The organism is Asticcacaulis sp. DW145 (assembly GCF_037101385.1).
In the GTDB taxonomy this organism is placed as follows: domain Bacteria; phylum Pseudomonadota; class Alphaproteobacteria; order Caulobacterales; family Caulobacteraceae; genus Asticcacaulis; species Asticcacaulis currens.
Genome location: NZ_AP029025.1, coordinates 1,101,042 through 1,117,467 on the forward strand (window position 1 = coordinate 1,101,042; position 16,426 = coordinate 1,117,467).

Below are 16,426 nucleotides of genomic sequence, written 5' to 3' on the forward strand. Positions count from 1 at the left end.
CAGGTTGCAGATCGGTGAATATTAGCCCTGGACCTTTTTCGCTGCCCCGATGCACCAGCGATAAAGCCCCGCCACGCCCGAAACGGCCAGAATGAGGGCGATAATCATGGCGGTGTGTTCGCCATAGGGGATCGGCAGGACCGCCAGCGGGGCCTTGGAACCGGTAAAGGTAATCACCCCGGCCAGCACGACCTTGAACAGGCTTTCGCCGACGATAAAGCCGGAGGCAATCAGCACGCCCAGACGCGAGGCGGGTTCCGCCCACGGCTTACCGCGCACCAGCCGCTCAAACAGCCAGCCGCCAAAGGCCCCGACGACCACCGGTGCCGTCACCGACGACGGCAGGTAGATGGCCAGTCCAACCCCCAGGGGCGGCAGGCTGTACTTATCGTTTGTGACCTTGCGCAGGAACAGGTCAAAGGCGACAAGCCCCGCCCCGATCAGCGCCCCGGCCCCCAGCAGACCCCACGGCAGGCTGCCGCCAATGGCCCCCTTGGCCAGAGTCGAGATCAATGTCGCCTGCGGCGCACCCAGCGGTTCGCCAGTGATGCCGCGATAGTTGGGATCGCCCGCAAAACCGAAGGCATTGTTGAGCAGGTTGAGCACCAGCGGAATGACCACGGCTCCGGCGACGACGCCGATCACCAGCGCCACCTGCTGCTTCCACGGGGTCGCCCCGACCAGTTGCCCGGTCTTGAGGTCCTGAAGGTTGTCGTTACCGACCACCGCCACGGCGAGAACAAAGGTGGTGGCGAACAGGGCAAAGGCCGTCAGGGCCTGCGCCGCATCCGGGCCGGTAACGCTATGGCCCACCGCACCGATCAGCAAGGCCGCCCCCAGCACGCTGAGGATACCCACACCCGACACGGGTGAATTGGACGAACCGATCAGACCGGCCATATAGCCGCACACCGCCGCCGCCAGAAGACCCGCAACAGCGAGGTAGAGCACGCCAAGCGCCACCAGAGGCAGGCTGAGGCTGGCAATGGCCGTCCCGTTCAGGAAGCTCGCCATCAGGAAGCCGGCAGGCACCAGCAGAAGCACCGAGATCAGACCGACCAGAGCGATGGGCAGGTCCTGCTCCTCGCGGGGCAGGTCTTCCCCACCCGACTGCCGCCTGCGATTGGCCTCAAGCGCCGACATCAGACCCGACCAGACGGGCCCCAGCAGCTTGCCGATCGTCCAGATGGCGGCGGCCCCGATAGCCCCGGCCCCCAGATAACGCACCTGCGTGGACCAGATGGCCCCGGCATGGTCGGCGGCACTGGCCTCCGGCATGGGCGTCATAGACGTCAGGATCGGCACGGCAATGCCCCAGGCGATCACCAGACCGATCAGCATGGCGATGCCGACCGTAATCCCCATCAGGTGACCGGCGCCGATCAGGGCCAGCGAACTTTCCCCGGCAATCCCTGTCGCCGCAACCTTACCGCCGACCTTAACCTTGAAGAAGGCCGCCAGTTCGCCCGCCAGCGCCTTGGCCGCCGCCAGCGCCGAATAGGCCGCCGACGCCACGCTGCCCAGCATGACCGCGACCAGACCGGCCTGACCTTCCTGCGCCCCTTCGCGGGTATTGGTGCCGACCTTCAGCACCTCGGCGGCGGCGACGCCTTCGGGATAGGGCAATGGCGAATTGGACACCAGCGCGCGCCGCAGCGGAATGGTGTACATGACGCCCAGTATGCCGCCGATGGCACAGGCGGCAAAGGTGACGAAGAAGGGCACATCGCGCCACCAGCCGATAATGATCAGGCCGGGCAGGACGAAGATGACCGAGGCCAGCGTCCCCGCCGCCGACGCGATCGTCTGAACGATATTGTTTTCCTGAATCGTCGCCGATTTGAACGCGCTCAACAGCGCCATCGAAATAACGGCCGCCGGGATCGAGGTGGCGAAGGTCAGGCCAACCTGAAGCCCCAGATAGACCTGCGCAGCGGTAAAGACGAGCGTGATGATGATACCAAGCAATACCCCGCGCAGGGTGATTTCGGTTTGGGGTTTGGGCGGCATGGGCACTCCGGAAGCCGAACGCAAAAGCTGTATCTTGCGCAACGGATTGCGTCTGACAACGGTTTTTTACGGCCGCTGACCGCCCACGCCCCCTTTTGCGCTTCACAAACCCGAAAAGCGATCATTTTCACGCACGAAACGGAGGGCAAAGGCGCAATTATGGTCAATATAATTCATTTATCACATATTTACGTCTTGCCGATGCGCCCAAAAAGCGTAATCTGATACCCTACCGAGCCAAATCGGCAACTTTGCGCATTTTCGATGCTCAAAGATCATAAAGTGGCTCAAACCCCACATCAAAACAGGAACGCGCCGCCGCTCAGGCCGGTGCTAAGAAAAAGAGGAAACCGATGCACTCCACGATTCCGTCGCCGCGGAAGGCGACACTTTTGCGCACCTCTGCTCTGGTCGGGCTTTCGCTGCTGATGACCGCCCCGGCCTTTGCGCAGGACGCGGCGCCAGCCACGGGCGACGAGGTCCAGACCGTCGTCGTCACCGGCTTCCGCAACAGCCTTCAGACGGCCCTTCAGGACAAGAAGAAAAGCAATGGCGTCGTGGATGTCATTCGCGCCGAAGATATTGCCAAATTCCCCGACGCCAATCTGGCGGAATCGCTCCAGCGGGTGCCGGGCGTTTCGATTTCGCGGGTCGCGGGCGAAGGACGCTCGATCACGGTGCGGGGGCTGCCGCCGGCCTTCACGCGCGTGCGCATCAACGGCATGGAAGCGCAATCCGTTTCGGGGGCCACCACGTCTGACCGGGGGATCGGTACGGGCCGCGGCTTCGACTTCAACACCTTTTCCTCCGACCTCTTTTCCAATCTGACGGTGCGCAAGACCGCCTCGCCCGAAACGCTCGAAGGTTCGCTGGGCGCGACCGTCGATCTGCACACCTCGCGCCCCTTCGATTACAAGGGCTTCACCGCCGCCATAAACGGTCAGGTCGGCTATAACAGCCTGTCGAAAGAGATGAAGGACCGTAAGGTATCCGGCGTTATCTCCAACCGCTGGGATACGGAACTGGGCCAGTTCGGCGCCCTCGCCTCCATCGCCTACACCCAGCGTCATTATTACGAGGACCAGTTCGGGTCCGGCGGCTGGAACCCCGGCTCTGTGGACGGCGGTTTCTGTAGCCCGGTCGGCGTTACCCCGCAGGTTCCGGCCACGGACGCCGCCAAGGGGACCGATGCGCTCAACTGCGCCACCGGCGTGCCGCGTCCGGCCGCCGGGGACACCCTCTATTCGCAGGCCAGCGCCTCCACCACCTTCTTCCCGCGTCTGCCGCGCTACGGTCGCTTCGAACACGATCAGAAGCGTCTGGGGGCCAGCCTGTCGCTGCAATGGCGGCCGCAAGCCGGAACCACTGTCAATTTCGACGCTCTTTACTCCAATTACGATGTCACCCGTGAGGAAAGCTGGCTGGAAGGCTTCTCGTTTGCCCGCGCCATCAGCCAGAACGGCAAGCCGCAGACCGCCGTGCGCGAACTGATCCTCTTCCCCGCCGGGACCAGCCAGACCGCCGGAGCCAATTTCGGAAAGGCCGTATCGGATGTGGCCTATGCCCGTTTTGACGGCGTGGATGTGCGTTCGGACACGCAATATGACGCGTTTGAAAACACCTTTACCCAGTACACCCTGTCGGGCAGCCACGATTTCAGCGATACTCTGAGCGTCAGCGGGCTGATTGGTATCTCAGAGTCCGATTTCAACCAGAAGGCCCAGACCACCCTGATGTTCCAGCGTCAGAACGCAGGTATGACGGTCGATTTCAGACGCAATCGCGATCAGCCGATCATCACGCACAATTTCGACGTCACGAACCCCGACAACTATACGTTCGGCGCACCGGACGGCACAGCGAGCACGGCCAATGCGGAAATTCGCCTGAATCCGTCGCGCGTGAATAACCGTTATGAAACCGCCGAACTCAATCTGGAATATCGCCCGATCGATATGCTGACGGTCAAAACCGGCCTGCACTTTAACACGTTCAGCTTCGACATCGCCGCCTGGCAACGCGCCAACACCTTCCTTGTCCCCAACCTGACCTCCGCTCAGTTGCGCGACGTGACCCGCTCCGTCAGCTTCCCCGGCAATGGCCTTGATGACGGCGTGTTCCCGAAGGCCTGGGCCACGATCGACTACGACAAGTTCGTGGCGTCTCAGAATATCTACAGCAATTCAGGGATTTATGCCCTGATCCCTAACGCCGGCAATACCCGCGGCGTGGAAGAAAAGATCACGTCCGGCTATGTGCAGACCGATCTGACGACGCAGGTCGCCGGAATGACCCTGCGTACAGAGGCAGGCTTCCGCTTTGCCAAAACCCAGCTTACCGCGCGCGGGATTATCGTGGGTCAGACCAACCCGGTCTTCGTTCAGCACGAATACAGCGACTTCCTGCCTTCGTTTAACGCCACTCTGGAGGTCACGCCGGACGTCTTCCTGAGGGGGTCGGCCGCCCGGGTCGTGTCGCGTCCGGATCTGGGATTCCTGACCCCCGGCGGCAACCTGTCCCTGACCGGTACCCCGTCGCTGTCGTCCGGCAATCCCTTCCTTGAGCCCATCCGGGCCGACACTTACGACCTGTCGGCCGAATGGTACTTTGGTCGCGCTTCGCTGCTGTCGGTCGGGGCCTTCTACAAGGACATCAAGTCCTATGTGCAGAACGCCTCGCGCCAGTCGTCCTTCCGCGAAACGGGCCTGCCCCTGTCTCTGCTGGGCAGCTCAGGGGTGGACCCGGACGCAACGCCCATCACCATCACCCAGCCGGTCAACACGCCGGGCGGACCGCTCAAGGGCTTCGAAGTCAATTATCAGCAGGGCTTCAGCTTCCTTCCGGGCTGGCTGAGCCACACCGGCGCCCTGTTCAACTACACCTATGTGGATTCCGAAATTACGTACAATCTGGCGGGCGGCGGCACCACGACCAAGAGCCTGATCGGTCTGTCGAAAAATGCGTACAACGGCACGCTGTACTACGAAGACGAGACGATCAGCCTGCGTCTGTCCACCTCGTATCGCTCGAAATACATCATCGCCCTGCCCGCCAATAACCCGTTGCAAGACCTTGAAGGGGTTGACGATCTTCAGGTTTTCGACCTTTCGGCCTCCTACCAGATCACACCCAAGCTGCGGGTGACGCTGGAAGGGCTCAATATCCTGGACGAATTTAACCGCCAGTATATCGACTCCACGCGCAACTCGACCTTTGTGTATAACCACCTCGGCGCGCAGTGGAATCTGGGTCTCCAGTACAAGTTCTAAAGCCAAAAAAACGACCCGCGTCAGCACTGGCGCGGGTTTTCTGGTTTATCTTCAGCCGCTTTTGGAGACGTCCTTAAGCTCGGTTTCTAGGGCCGCCGCCTGCCCCTCTTCACGCACCTTGCCGTCGTCGAAGATGCGGCCAATGATGTGACGATACTCTTTATAATGTCGCAACTCATAGGCGGCGGCCATCTTCTCGGCCCACGAGGTGTCATCGCGCGCCAGATGCCGCAGCACCGCCTGAAACCGCACATAGCGCTCGTGACGGTTACGCTCGGACGTCTGTTCGGCCAGCCAGATCACCGCCCAGGCGATCACAATCAGCGGCAGCACCAGAAGTCCCCACCCGATCATGTCCTGAACCGTCACCAGCATATGCACCTCTGTTTCGGATTGAGCCCTATCATAGCCCGATCCGACACGGTTCCAATCCCTTGCGCCTGAAAGACGAACGGAAACCGGGCAAAAGGGGCGTGAATCCGCTGGACGCGTCTCCGGCCCGGCCTATACTCTCTCCATGACACCGCTCTTTTCGTCATATCGCATCCACAGCTATGGCCCAAATGAAGAGATGGGGATGCACGCGCATGACGATTTCAGCTTTTCTCTTATCATGGCCGGACAGTACGAAGAGACGATCCGGGGGCGTCAGGATACGTTTTTTCCCGGCTCTTTGCTGGTCTGCCCGCCGGGAGAGCCCCACGCGCAACGTTTTGGCCCGAAGGGTCTTTATAAGCTCGTCCTGCTGCCGACCTGTAACGGCGTGGAGCGTTTCGACGCGCTGACACCGCTGCGAAAGGCCCCCGTCCTGCGAACGTCCGAGGTGATGGACATTGCCCGGCGGCTCCACAGGGAATTGCGCCGCGACGATCCGTTTTCGTCCCTGTTTATCGAAGGTCTGTCCTACGAACTGACAGGTGTCTTTGCGCGCGGGCATAGCGGGTCAGGCGGGGTATGGCCCGGCTATCTGCGCCGGGCGCTGGCCTATCTGGCCGAAAGTGAGGGTTCTGTGCCCAGACTGACTGAGGTCGCTTCGGCTATTGACTGCGACCCTGACAAGCTCTCCGGCGCGTTTCGGACCTATCTGGGGTGCAGCCTGGGGGAATACCACCGCCACTGCCGCATCGAAAAGGCGGCGCAGATGCTGGTTGAGAGCCGCCTGCCGCTCAGCGAGATCTCCCTGACCTGCGGCTTCAGCGATCAGCCGCATTTCAATCGGACGTTCAAGGCGCAACTGGGACTAACGCCGGCGGCCTACAGGCGCGAAAAATCCTGATCAGGGTTCAATAATCACCCCGAACATTCAATACAGAGACATACCCATCGCTCAGGATGCGAAGACGACCGGTGGCGCCCTCCTTTAAGCGGCATCGTCATTTGGCTTTGAGTCTTCGTTTTTATCGCGCAATTCTACGGAAAAGTGGCGCTGCCTTATCGGATTACGCGGCTGGGGACACCTTATGAAGAAAACCTTTGCGGCAACACTTGCCCTGCTGGCGGTGATAATGACGGCGTCGCCCGTTTCGGCCTACGACCGGGCTGCCTGGCGCGCCGATTACGCCCAGCTCAAACGTCTGATGCAACAGGACTATGCCAATCTGGCGTGGGCAGCGTCACCGGAAAGCGGCATTGACCTGCCGCGCCTTGATCAGCGCACACGGGCTGCCCTGAGCGCCGCCCGCACAGACGCCGAGGCCCAGAACGCGCTCGAAGCGTTTGTGGCCGGCTTTCACGACGGTCACCTGAAACTGGTGCGCCCGGCGGCGGCACCTCTCGCGCAAAAGGCCGCCGAAGTCCCCCGCCCCGACTTTGAAGCTACGGATGCGGCTGGGAGCTGTGCCGCTCTGGGGTTTAATCCGGGCAGCAGCCCGCTCAGCTTTTCCCTGCCTGTGGAAAGTCTGCCCGGCTTTCAGATGCGTTCCGACGGCCTGAACAGCGTGTATCGCTCAGGCGTCTATACCGTAAACGGTGTGCGGATCGGCCTCATCCGCATTCCGCATTTTACCATGCGCGCCTTGCCGGCCACCTGTCGGCTGGGGTGGGAAAGGCTGGTGGCCACGCATCAGCCCCTGACCAGCCGCTCGGTGCGCGAAGCCGCCTACGCCGTGTGGCTTTCGGCCTTCCGCGACACGATCACCGACCTGGGTCAGGCCGGAGCCACCCGCCTGCTGATTGATGTCGGCAACAATTCCGGAGGCGATGACAGCGGCGATCTCTTCCCGCGGTTTCTGACCGACCGGGCCGTGCGTTCGGCCCCTCTGCTGATGGTGGCCTCCGCAACAGGGGCGCGCTATTTTGACGAGCAGATATCCGACCTCAACGCACTGATCGACAGCCATCCCGGCACCGAGGCCGAAAACGCGCTCACCGCTGCCCGCGACGATTTTGTGGCGGGCAAGGCGCAAACCGCGACGCCCTGCGATCTGTCCTGGGTGTGGCACGAACAGCGGTCGTGGGCGGGCGCCCAGTGCAAACGGCTGGTTCCCGCAGGCTTTGCCGGCGGCTACGCACCCGGCCTGCCGCGCGGCGCTTTCGCGGGCAATACGGAGGTGTCCGGGCAATTGTCCCTGCCTTCGGCACAGGAGGCTTTGTGGGCCGCCTGGGTCGGTCCCGTCTATGTCCTTACCGACGGCCAGACCTATTCTTCCGCCGAAATGTTCGCCGCCGTCATGCAGGACAATGCTATTGGCAAGACTGTCGGTGTGACCACCGGCGGCGATGGTTGCGGCTTCATGGTCGATGCCGTCCCACCTATGCTTACACACTCGCGGATGAGCCTGCGTATGCCCAACTGCGTGCGCCTGCGCAGGGATGGCCGTAATGAGGTCAGCGGCATAGTCCCGGATATTCCGGCCCTGCCCACGCAGGGCGAGGACAGCCGTCAGCGCGCCGTGCGTTTACTGGGCTTGTTGGCCACGGATAATACCCCCTCCCGATAAAAAGCCCCCGGTAGCGGACCGGGGGCTCTTTTTATATTTACAGTCAGAAGATTACCACCACTGAGACGGCTTATGCGTAAAGCCCGCGGCCTTTTCCAGCACCGCACCGACGGCCAAGGTCGTGCCTTCGTCCAGCGCCTTGCCGATCACCTGAAGGCCCAGCGGCAGGCCCTTCGAGTCGAGCCCCGCCGGAACCGCCATGCCGGGCAAGCCCGCCAGGTTGGTGGTCACGGTAAAGACGTCGTTGAGATACATCTGCACCGGATCGGCCGCCTTTTCGGTGTCGCCCAACTGGAAGGCGGCGGACGGCGTGGCCGGGGTCAGGATCACATCACAGCTATTCCAGGCATTGACGAAGTCTTCGGCGATACGGCGACGCACCTTCAAAGCCTTGACGTAATAGGCGTCATAGAAGCCCGCCGACAGCACATAGGTGCCGATCATGATGCGGCGCTTCACCTCGGCCCCGAAGCCTTCGGAGCGCGACAGCTCATAGGTATCGGTCAGGCTGCTGGCCGCCTCGGTGCGGTGGCCAAAGCGCATCCCGTCATAGCGGGCGAGATTGGACGAGGCTTCCGCCGGGGCCACAATATAGTAGCACGGCAGGGCGTATTTGGTGTTGGGCAGCGAGATGCGCACGATCTCCGCGCCGGCGTCCTTCAGCCACTGAATGCCCTGCTCCCACAGGGCGTCGATCTCGCCCGGAATGCCGTCGAGGCGGTATTCATCAGGGATGCCGACGCGCAGGCCCTTGATCGACTTACCGACAAAGCTCGAAAAATCCGGCAGGGCGTTGGGCAGGCTGGTGGAGTCTTTGGCGTCGTGCGAGCACATGGATTGCAGCATGATCGCCGCGTCTTCGACCGTCTTGGTGATCGGACCGGCCTGATCGAGCGACGAGGCAAAGGCCACCATGCCGTAGCGCGAGGCGCGGCCATAGGTCGGCTTGATCCCGACCGTGCCGGTGAAGGCGGCCGGCTGACGGATCGAACCGCCGGTGTCCGAGGCCGTGGCGGCTAGGCACAGGTCCGCGGCTACCGCCGAAGCCGACCCACCGGACGAGCCGCCGGGGGTCAGGGGGGCGTTGGAGGCGTTCGACTTCCACGGATTGGTCACCGGGCCCCAGTGCGAGGTTTCGTTGGACGAGCCCATGGCGAATTCGTCCATGTTCAGCTTGCCCAGCATGACCGCGCCATCGTCCCACAGGTTCTGGGTGACGGTCGATTCATAGGGCGGCACGAAGGTGTCGAGGATACCCGAACAGGCCGTGGTGCGTACCCCCTTGGTGCAGAACAGGTCCTTGATGCCCAGCGGCGCGCCTTCGAGTGCGCGGGCCTCACCGGCCTTCAGGCGACGATCGGACTCACCGGCCATCTCACGCGCCTTGTCAAAGGTGGTCAGCACATAGGCGTTCAGCGCGGGATTGGCCTTTTCGATGGCGCCGATAAAGGCCTCGGTCAGTTCGGTCGAGGAGAATTGCTTCGCCTTCAGGCCGTCGAGCGCGCCTTTGAGTGTCAGTTTAGTGAGATCACTCATAACTATTCCACCACCTTCGGCACGATAAAGAAGCCGTCGAGGCTTTTGGGGGCGTTCGACACGACATCGGCCACCTTGCCGCCATCGGTCACGACGTCGTCGCGCAGGGGCTGGGTCATTTCCACGCAGGAGGTCATGGGCTGCACGCCGCTGACATCGACCTCATTGAGCTGCTCGATCCAGCCCAGAATGCCGTTCAGCTGACCGGCCAGGCTTTCCAGACGTTCATCGCTTTCACGCAGGCGCGACAGGCTCGCCACCTTGCGCACAGTTGCCACATCAATGGCCATGCGGAGACTCCTATATCTATGGAGTCCCGGTTAGCGAGGGCGCGCCCAAATGGCAAGGCCGGATGCGAAAACGATCCGGAAAAGGGCATGAAAAAAACGGTGCGCCGCTGAATGCGTCCGCACCGTCTTGTCAACCTGACTATAAGTATAGTTTCAGCGATTACTTGCTGGCCAGCGTCTGCCCGTCACGACGATCGGCATAGACCGAAGGCGCCTGGCCCGTCTTTTCCGCGTGCAGTTGCGACAGGGCGGGCTGGTTCAGATCGGCCACGGCGTTGTTGAGGGCTTCGCGGGCACAGGCGCGATCACTCTCTTCGATATCGCGATCATTGAACACGCCAGAGTCGCAGGCCTTGCGGGCCGTTTTTTCAAGTTGGGCATAAATCGTCTTAAGCCCGCTGGCCGACTGAAGGTCGGCATCGTTGATCTGCACCACCTTGTGCGTGGCTTCGCGGCCCATAAGGTTTTGAGCCTGAACCGTACCGGCAGCGCCGAACAGGACGATAACCGAAAGGGCGGGGAGGATGATCTTGGTGAACATGATGTGGGTTTCCTTAGAGAATGGGGATGCATCGGAACGCAGTGAACTTGTAAAATTCAAATACACTTTGATAATTTTGAAATCCATGCTTTTATTATTAAATCTTCGCCATCTATTAATTTCAGTTCATGAACTTTTGTTAGTTTATTTTGTGACAGATTGTTGAATAGTTTATTTTGAAATGAAAACGCACCAGCTCTTGGGGACCGGTGCGCGCTTCAATTATTACATTTTGTACAGAAAATTACTTTTGAGTCATTTGCGGTGCTGATCTTCGCGAATCGTCGCGCCAGTGCGTCCTGTCCGACGTCGCCGCGGCCATAAGCCCCGGATGCCCGACCTTTTGAACCGCCTCATTAAGCGCGATACGCTCGCACTGACGATCGGTAATGACCCAGCCATTGGGCGAGCTGAGCCCCTCGGCGCAGACCTCTTTGGCGGCCGTGCGGATCTGTCTCAGCACCTGTTTCGCCTGCGCCGGATCATTCAGGTCAGCAACGGCAAAGCGGACGGTGGTTTGCGGCACGTCCTCCGCCGCCATGGCTGAACCCGCCGTCAGCAGCATGACACCCGCGACAAACATCAGTATGTTTTTCGGCATTTTGTTATCTCCCGTTGCTTTGGATAGACAACCAAATCCCGCAATAGGAAGTAAAAATCCAGAATTTTATTATTAAATATGCGCAATAGATTACATTCAATTCATTAATTACATGGCCGTAATTCATAATCGCGCCACATTCGGCGCTACGCCGCTGCATTTGCGATTGACTCGCTTACGCCCGCGCGCCACACCGCGTCGCATGGCCATACTCGACATCACCGAACTGAAAGCCGCCCTGCCGCCGCGCCGCGCCCTGATCGGGCTCGATCTGGGGGAAAAGACCATCGGCGTCGCCGTCAGCGACATCTCCTTAAGCATCGGTTCGCCGCTGGAGCTGATCAAAAAGAGCAAGTTCACGCAGGAGGCCGAACGGCTGCTGCTGCTGATGAAGCAACGCGAAGCGTCGGGCCTCGTCATCGGCCTGCCGGTCAATATGGACGGCACAGAAGGCCCGCGCTGTCAGTCGGTGCGCGCCTTTGCCCGTAACCTGTTGCGCTTGCCCGCTGAAAAGTTCGCCGCTGCGGGTCTGGACCCCGACCTGCCCATCGCCTTCTGGGACGAGCGCTGGTCGTCGTCGGTGATGAACCGCTTTCTGATCGAAGAGGCCGATCTGACGCGCGCCAAACGCGCCGAGGTCATCGACCGTTCCGCCGCCGCCTATATTCTTCAGGGCGCGCTCGACCGTATAAGAAGCGCCACATGAGTCTGGCAATTTTCATCAACGGCATACTGCCGGTGTTTCTGCTGATCGCGCTGGGCTTCGGGCTGAAGGTATCGGGCTTTCTGCCGCCGTCGGTCTGGGGGCCGATCGAGCGCATCGCCGTCTATGTCTTCTATCCGGGCTTTCTGATCCCGGCCATCTGGCACGCCGACCTGTCGGGCCTCAGCGCCGGCCCGATCAGTCTGGCCGTCAGTACGTCTCTGGCCCTGTCCATCCTGATCGCCTTTGCCCTGAAACCGGTGCTGCGTCTGTCCGGCCCCACCTATACCAGCGTCTTTCAGGGCCTGATCCGCTTCAACTCCTTCGTCTTTTTGCCCATTGCCACCTCGATCTTCGGGGCGCAGGCCATGGGCCTGGCCGCCGTGGCCATGAGCGCGCTCATCCCCTTGAGCAATATGGCCTCGATACTGGTGCTGGCCCGCTGGGGGCAGCCCGAAGGCGAGGACACGGTGGACCGCAGCCTTCGCGGCGTCATGGCGCGCCTGTTCACCAACCCGATCTTCCTGTCGTGCCTGATCGGGCTGGCGCTCAACATGGTGCGCGCGCCGTCCGTGCCGTTTATTGAAAAAGACCTGAAGATGCTGGGCGATGCGGCCATTCCCACCGGTCTTATTCTGGCCGGTGCCGGGCTGAACTTCGCCTATATCCGCAGCCAGCCCGTTCTGGTCGTCGCCACCTCGGCGTTTAAGGTCCTGATCGTGCCCCTGATCAGCTGGGGCCTGTGCCGGCTGTTCGGCGGCGATGCTTTGGCGCAGGGCGTGGCCCTGTGCTGCGGGGCCGCGCCGTGTGCCGCCGTCGCCTATGTACAGGCGCGTCATATGGGCGGGGACGCGCCCCTGATGGCCGGGATCGTGGCGCTCACCACCTCGCTCAGCCTGATCAGCCTGCCCCTGCTCCTGTGGCTGTATCATCTGCTGACGTAAGAGATTTACGCACAGCTTCGGGCTGGCAAGGGCCCGGCGCGCTTCCTATATCCGATCCGTTCGCCCGCCTCAGCCGTAACGGCTCACGCCACACCTTTTCTGCGGCCGAACGCCCCCGATTTTGCAAGGATTTCCCATGACGCTCGCCAAAGCCTATGCCGCGCCTTCGCCCAAGGCCCCGCTCGAACCCTTTACCTTTGAACGCCGCGCCCCCAATGAAGACGATGTGGTCATCGACATCCTCTATTCGGGCGTCTGCCATTCCGACATCCATCAGGTGCGCGACGAATGGTTCCCCGGCATCTATCCGCAGGTCCCCGGCCACGAAATCGTCGGTCGCGTGCGTCAGGTCGGCGCAAAGGTGACCAAATTCAAGGAAGGCGACACGGTCGGCGTCGGCTGCTTCGTCGATTCCTGCCGCCTGTGTCAGACGCGCGATGAAGACCGAGAGCAATATATGCCGGGCCTCGTGCAGACCTATAATGACCGCGACGCCGATGGTCAGCCGACCTATGGCGGCTATTCCGACCATATCGTGGTCAAGGAAGGCTATGTGCTGCGCGTGCCGGACCACCTGCCCAAGGACGCCGCCGCGCCGCTTCTGTGCGCCGGGATCACCCTGTGGTCGCCGCTGAAGCACTGGAACGCCGGGCCGGGCAAAAAGGTCGCCATTATCGGTCTGGGCGGGCTTGGCCATATGGGCGTCAAGCTGGCCCACGCGCTGGGGGCCGAGGTCACGGTGCTCAGCCAGTCTCTGGCCAAGAAGGACGACGCCCTGCGTCTGGGGGCCGATCACTACTACCCCACCAATGACGCGGAAACCTTCAAGACTCTGGCGGGCACCTTTGATCTGATTATCAATACGGTGTCGGCGCCCATCGACTGGAACGCCTATCTGGGCCTGCTCAAGGTCGATGGCACCATGGTGCTGGTCGGCGTGCCGGACAACCCCATCCCGGTGCACGCCTTCTCGCTGATCCCCGGCCGCAAGACCCTGGCCGGGTCGATGATCGGCTCGATCAAGGAAACGCAGGAGATGCTCGACTTCTGCGGCGAGCACAATATCGTTTCGGATATCGAGCTGATCGACATTCAGGACATTAACGACGCCTATGAGCGCGTCATCAAGTCCGACGTGCGCTACCGCTTTGTCATCGACATCGCGTCGCTGAACAAGGCGTAAGGGTCTTTGCGCATCGCCGCTGCCTGACTGCGGTCGAGCGGCGGCGATTGCCCCTTCCCTCCCCTTGAGTCGTGGGGTATAGCCGCCCTTTATGACGCGCATTGCCCCCCAAGATCCGCAGGTGTTGCTGGAGATGATCCAGTCGCGCCTTTTTCCCTTCCCCAAACGGCATTTCAACGCCGCTCAGGACCTTGATCCGCCTGACATTCTGGCCCTGCTCGATCTGGCCGACGTGTTCGTCGAACTGAACCGGCGGACCAATAAAAAGCTCGACCTGCTCAAGGGGCGCACGCAGGTCAATCTGTTCTTTGAGAACTCGACGCGCACCATGTCGTCGTTTGAGCTGGCGGGCAAGCGTCTGGGGGCCGATACGGTCAATATGAACCCGCGCACCTCCAGCGTGGCCAAGGGCGAGACCCTGATCGACACGGCGGTGACGCTCAATGCCATGAAGCCCGATCTGCTGGTCGTGCGCCATTCGGCATCAGGCGCGGCGCAGCTTCTGGGGCAAAAGGTCGGGTGCAGCGTCGTCAATGCCGGCGACGGTCAGCATCAGCACCCCACTCAGGCCCTGCTCGACATGCTGTCGATCCGCCGCGCGTTTGGCCATGTCGATAGCCTGACGGTCGCCATTTGCGGCGATGTCGCCCATAGCCGCGTGGCGCGCTCCAACGTCATCCTGCTCAACGCCATGGGGGCCAATGTGCGCCTCGTCGGGCCGCCGACGCTCATTCCCGGCGACGCCGACGAATGGGGCGTGGAGGTCTATCACGACATGAAGGCCGGGATTACCGGGGCCAATGTGGTGATGATGCTGCGCCTTCAGCTTGAGCGCATGGACGGGGCCTTCATCCCCTCGACCCGCGAATATTTCCGCTATTTCGGTCTGGACCGCGAAAAGCTGGCCGTCGCCGCGCCGGACGTGCGCGTCATGCACCCCGGCCCGATGAACCGCGGCGTCGAAATCGACTCCGAAGTGGCCGATGATCTGTCGATCTCGCTCATTCAGGATCAGGTGGAGATGGGCGTCGCCGCGCGCATGGCCGTTCTGGCCTCGCTGGCCGCGCGTCTGGAGACCGACCGATGAAACAATCCCAAGCCATAGCCCTTGTGAACGCCCGCCTGATCGACCCGGCCAGCGACTATGACGGCCCCGGCAGCCTGATCCTCACCGAAGGCGTTATTGCCGAGGTGCTGCACACGGCGCATCTGCCGTCGGGCTCCGCCGACATGAGGGTTATCGACTGCGACGGCAAGGTGGTCTGCCCCGGCCTGATCGACCTGCGCGTCAAGACCGGCGAACCGGGGGCCGAGCCCAAGGAAACGCTGAAATCCGCCAGCCGCGCCGCCGCCGCCGGGGGCGTGACCTCGATGGTGGTGCAGCCCGACACCGACCCGGTGATCGACGAGCCGGCCATGGTCGATTTCATCCTGCGCCGCGCCCGCGATATCGAACTTGTCCACGTCTATCCCGCCGGAGCCGCCACCAAGGGTCATAATGGCAAGCAGATGGCCGAAATCGGCCTGATGAGTGAATCCGGGGCCGTCTATTTCACCGATGTCGAACGTCCAATCATCAATTCCAAGGTGCTGGCCCGCGTCCTCTCTTACGCCAACGGCTTCAACGCCCTGATCGCCCACCGCCCCAAGGAGCCGTGGCTATCGGAAGGGGCGGTCGCCACCTCTGGTGAAATGGCGGCACGCATGGGGCTGTCGGGTGTGTCCGCACTGGCGGAGCGCATCGCGCTGGAGCGCGATCTGGCTCTGGTCGAGCTGACCGGGGCGCGCCTGCTGGTCGATCAGATCACCACCGCCGGGGCCATCAAGGCCATCGCACAGGCCAAGGCGAAGGGGCTCGATGTCTATGCCTCGGCCTCGATCAACCATCTGGTGTTCAACGAAATCGACATCGGCGATTACCGCACCTTCTACCGCCTCGACCCGCCGCTGCGTTCCGAAGACGATCGTCTCGCTCTGGTGGACGCGCTGGCCGACGGCCTGATCGACGTGGTGGTGTCGAACCACACGCCCCTGCCCGCCGAAGACAAGCGCCGCCCCTTCTCCGAGGCCGAACCGGGCGCGATTGGCCTGCAAACCCTGCTGGCGGCGCTGATCGGCCTGCACCATGATCGGGAGATTCCGCTGATCGACCTGCTGCGCACCGTGACGATCAATCCGGCGCAACTGATCGGTCTGGAGGCCGGGCGGCTAACGCCCGGTGCGCCCGCCGATCTGATTTTGGTCGATATCGACGCGCCCTTCGCCCTGCGCGAAAGCGACATCCTGTCGAAATCGAAGAACTCCCCCTTTGAAAACCGCACATTACAGGGCAAGGTAGAGTTGACCCTGGTGGACGGTCGAATCGTCTATCAGGCCTGATACCAAGGGTCATTGAAAATGACACCTAGTA

The 16,426-nt window shown here is 61.8% G+C and carries 14 protein-coding genes; 8 read left to right on the forward strand and 6 right to left on the reverse strand.

The window, feature by feature from the left end; all coding sequences use genetic code 11:
• Positions 1–21: 21 nt before the first annotated feature.
• A complete protein-coding gene (locus AACH73_RS16275) occupies positions 22–2,010 on the reverse strand; it encodes an oligopeptide transporter, OPT family (RefSeq protein WP_272741865.1) in 1,989 nt (662 codons plus the stop codon).
• Positions 2,011–2,363: 353 nt separating this feature from the next.
• Between AACH73_RS16275 and AACH73_RS16280 the strand changes: the two genes are divergently transcribed.
• Positions 2,364–5,279 (forward strand): TonB-dependent receptor, encoded by a 2,916-nt coding sequence (locus tag AACH73_RS16280; protein WP_338735881.1) that lies wholly within the window; start codon positions 2,364–2,366, stop codon positions 5,277–5,279.
• A gap of 51 nt (positions 5,280–5,330) precedes the next feature.
• Here AACH73_RS16280 and AACH73_RS16285 read toward each other — a convergent pair whose 3' ends face one another.
• Positions 5,331–5,654, reverse strand: coding sequence for a hypothetical protein (locus AACH73_RS16285; protein WP_338735882.1), 324 nt, complete (start codon positions 5,652–5,654; stop codon positions 5,331–5,333).
• 142 nt (positions 5,655–5,796) lie between these two features.
• Here AACH73_RS16285 and AACH73_RS16290 point away from each other — a divergent pair, with 142 nt between their 5' ends.
• Together AACH73_RS16290 and AACH73_RS16295 are read left to right on the forward strand one after the other, a co-directional pair.
• A complete protein-coding gene (locus AACH73_RS16290) occupies positions 5,797–6,555 on the forward strand; it encodes an AraC family transcriptional regulator (protein ID WP_338735883.1) in 759 nt (252 codons plus the stop codon).
• A gap of 184 nt (positions 6,556–6,739) precedes the next feature.
• Complete coding sequence (locus AACH73_RS16295) at positions 6,740–8,218, forward strand: S41 family peptidase (RefSeq protein ID WP_338735884.1); 1,479 nt, start codon at positions 6,740–6,742, stop codon at positions 8,216–8,218.
• A 51-nt stretch (positions 8,219–8,269) separates the two neighbouring features.
• Here AACH73_RS16295 and gatA read toward each other — a convergent pair whose 3' ends face one another.
• From gatA to AACH73_RS16315, 4 genes are all read right to left on the reverse strand, one after another.
• Positions 8,270–9,754, reverse strand: coding sequence for an Asp-tRNA(Asn)/Glu-tRNA(Gln) amidotransferase subunit GatA (gene gatA, locus AACH73_RS16300; protein ID WP_272741860.1), 1,485 nt, complete (start codon positions 9,752–9,754; stop codon positions 8,270–8,272).
• A 2-nt stretch (positions 9,755–9,756) separates the two neighbouring features.
• The gene (gene gatC, locus AACH73_RS16305; protein ID WP_272741859.1) at positions 9,757–10,044 is read right to left on the reverse strand and encodes an Asp-tRNA(Asn)/Glu-tRNA(Gln) amidotransferase subunit GatC; all 288 of its coding nucleotides are present in this window, start codon (positions 10,042–10,044) and stop codon (positions 9,757–9,759) included.
• A gap of 160 nt (positions 10,045–10,204) precedes the next feature.
• The gene (locus AACH73_RS16310) at positions 10,205–10,585 is read right to left on the reverse strand and encodes a UrcA family protein (protein WP_338735885.1); all 381 of its coding nucleotides are present in this window, start codon (positions 10,583–10,585) and stop codon (positions 10,205–10,207) included.
• 244 nt (positions 10,586–10,829) lie between these two features.
• Positions 10,830–11,186, reverse strand: coding sequence for a UrcA family protein (locus AACH73_RS16315; RefSeq protein WP_338735886.1), 357 nt, complete (start codon positions 11,184–11,186; stop codon positions 10,830–10,832).
• A gap of 202 nt (positions 11,187–11,388) precedes the next feature.
• On the opposite strand from AACH73_RS16315, the gene ruvX reads away from it, so the two are divergent.
• The 5 genes from ruvX to pyrC all read left to right on the forward strand — a co-directional run bounded on the left by ruvX (position 11,389) and on the right by pyrC (position 16,395).
• The gene (gene ruvX, locus AACH73_RS16320; RefSeq protein ID WP_126424139.1) at positions 11,389–11,892 is read left to right on the forward strand and encodes a Holliday junction resolvase RuvX; all 504 of its coding nucleotides are present in this window, start codon (positions 11,389–11,391) and stop codon (positions 11,890–11,892) included.
• Positions 11,889–12,833 (forward strand): AEC family transporter, encoded by a 945-nt coding sequence (locus AACH73_RS16325; protein ID WP_338735887.1) that lies wholly within the window; start codon positions 11,889–11,891, stop codon positions 12,831–12,833. The genes ruvX and AACH73_RS16325 overlap by 4 nt, the downstream gene beginning before the upstream one ends.
• Before the next feature lie 136 nt (positions 12,834–12,969).
• Positions 12,970–14,016, forward strand: coding sequence for an NAD(P)-dependent alcohol dehydrogenase (locus tag AACH73_RS16330; RefSeq protein ID WP_338735888.1), 1,047 nt, complete (start codon positions 12,970–12,972; stop codon positions 14,014–14,016).
• A 91-nt stretch (positions 14,017–14,107) separates the two neighbouring features.
• Positions 14,108–15,103 (forward strand): aspartate carbamoyltransferase catalytic subunit, encoded by a 996-nt coding sequence (locus tag AACH73_RS16335; protein WP_226745240.1) that lies wholly within the window; start codon positions 14,108–14,110, stop codon positions 15,101–15,103.
• Positions 15,100–16,395, forward strand: a complete 1,296-nt coding sequence (gene pyrC / locus AACH73_RS16340; RefSeq protein WP_338735889.1) for a dihydroorotase — start codon at positions 15,100–15,102, stop codon at positions 16,393–16,395. Before AACH73_RS16335 ends, pyrC begins: the two co-directional genes overlap by 4 nt.
• The last annotated feature ends 31 nt before the right edge of the window (positions 16,396–16,426 follow it).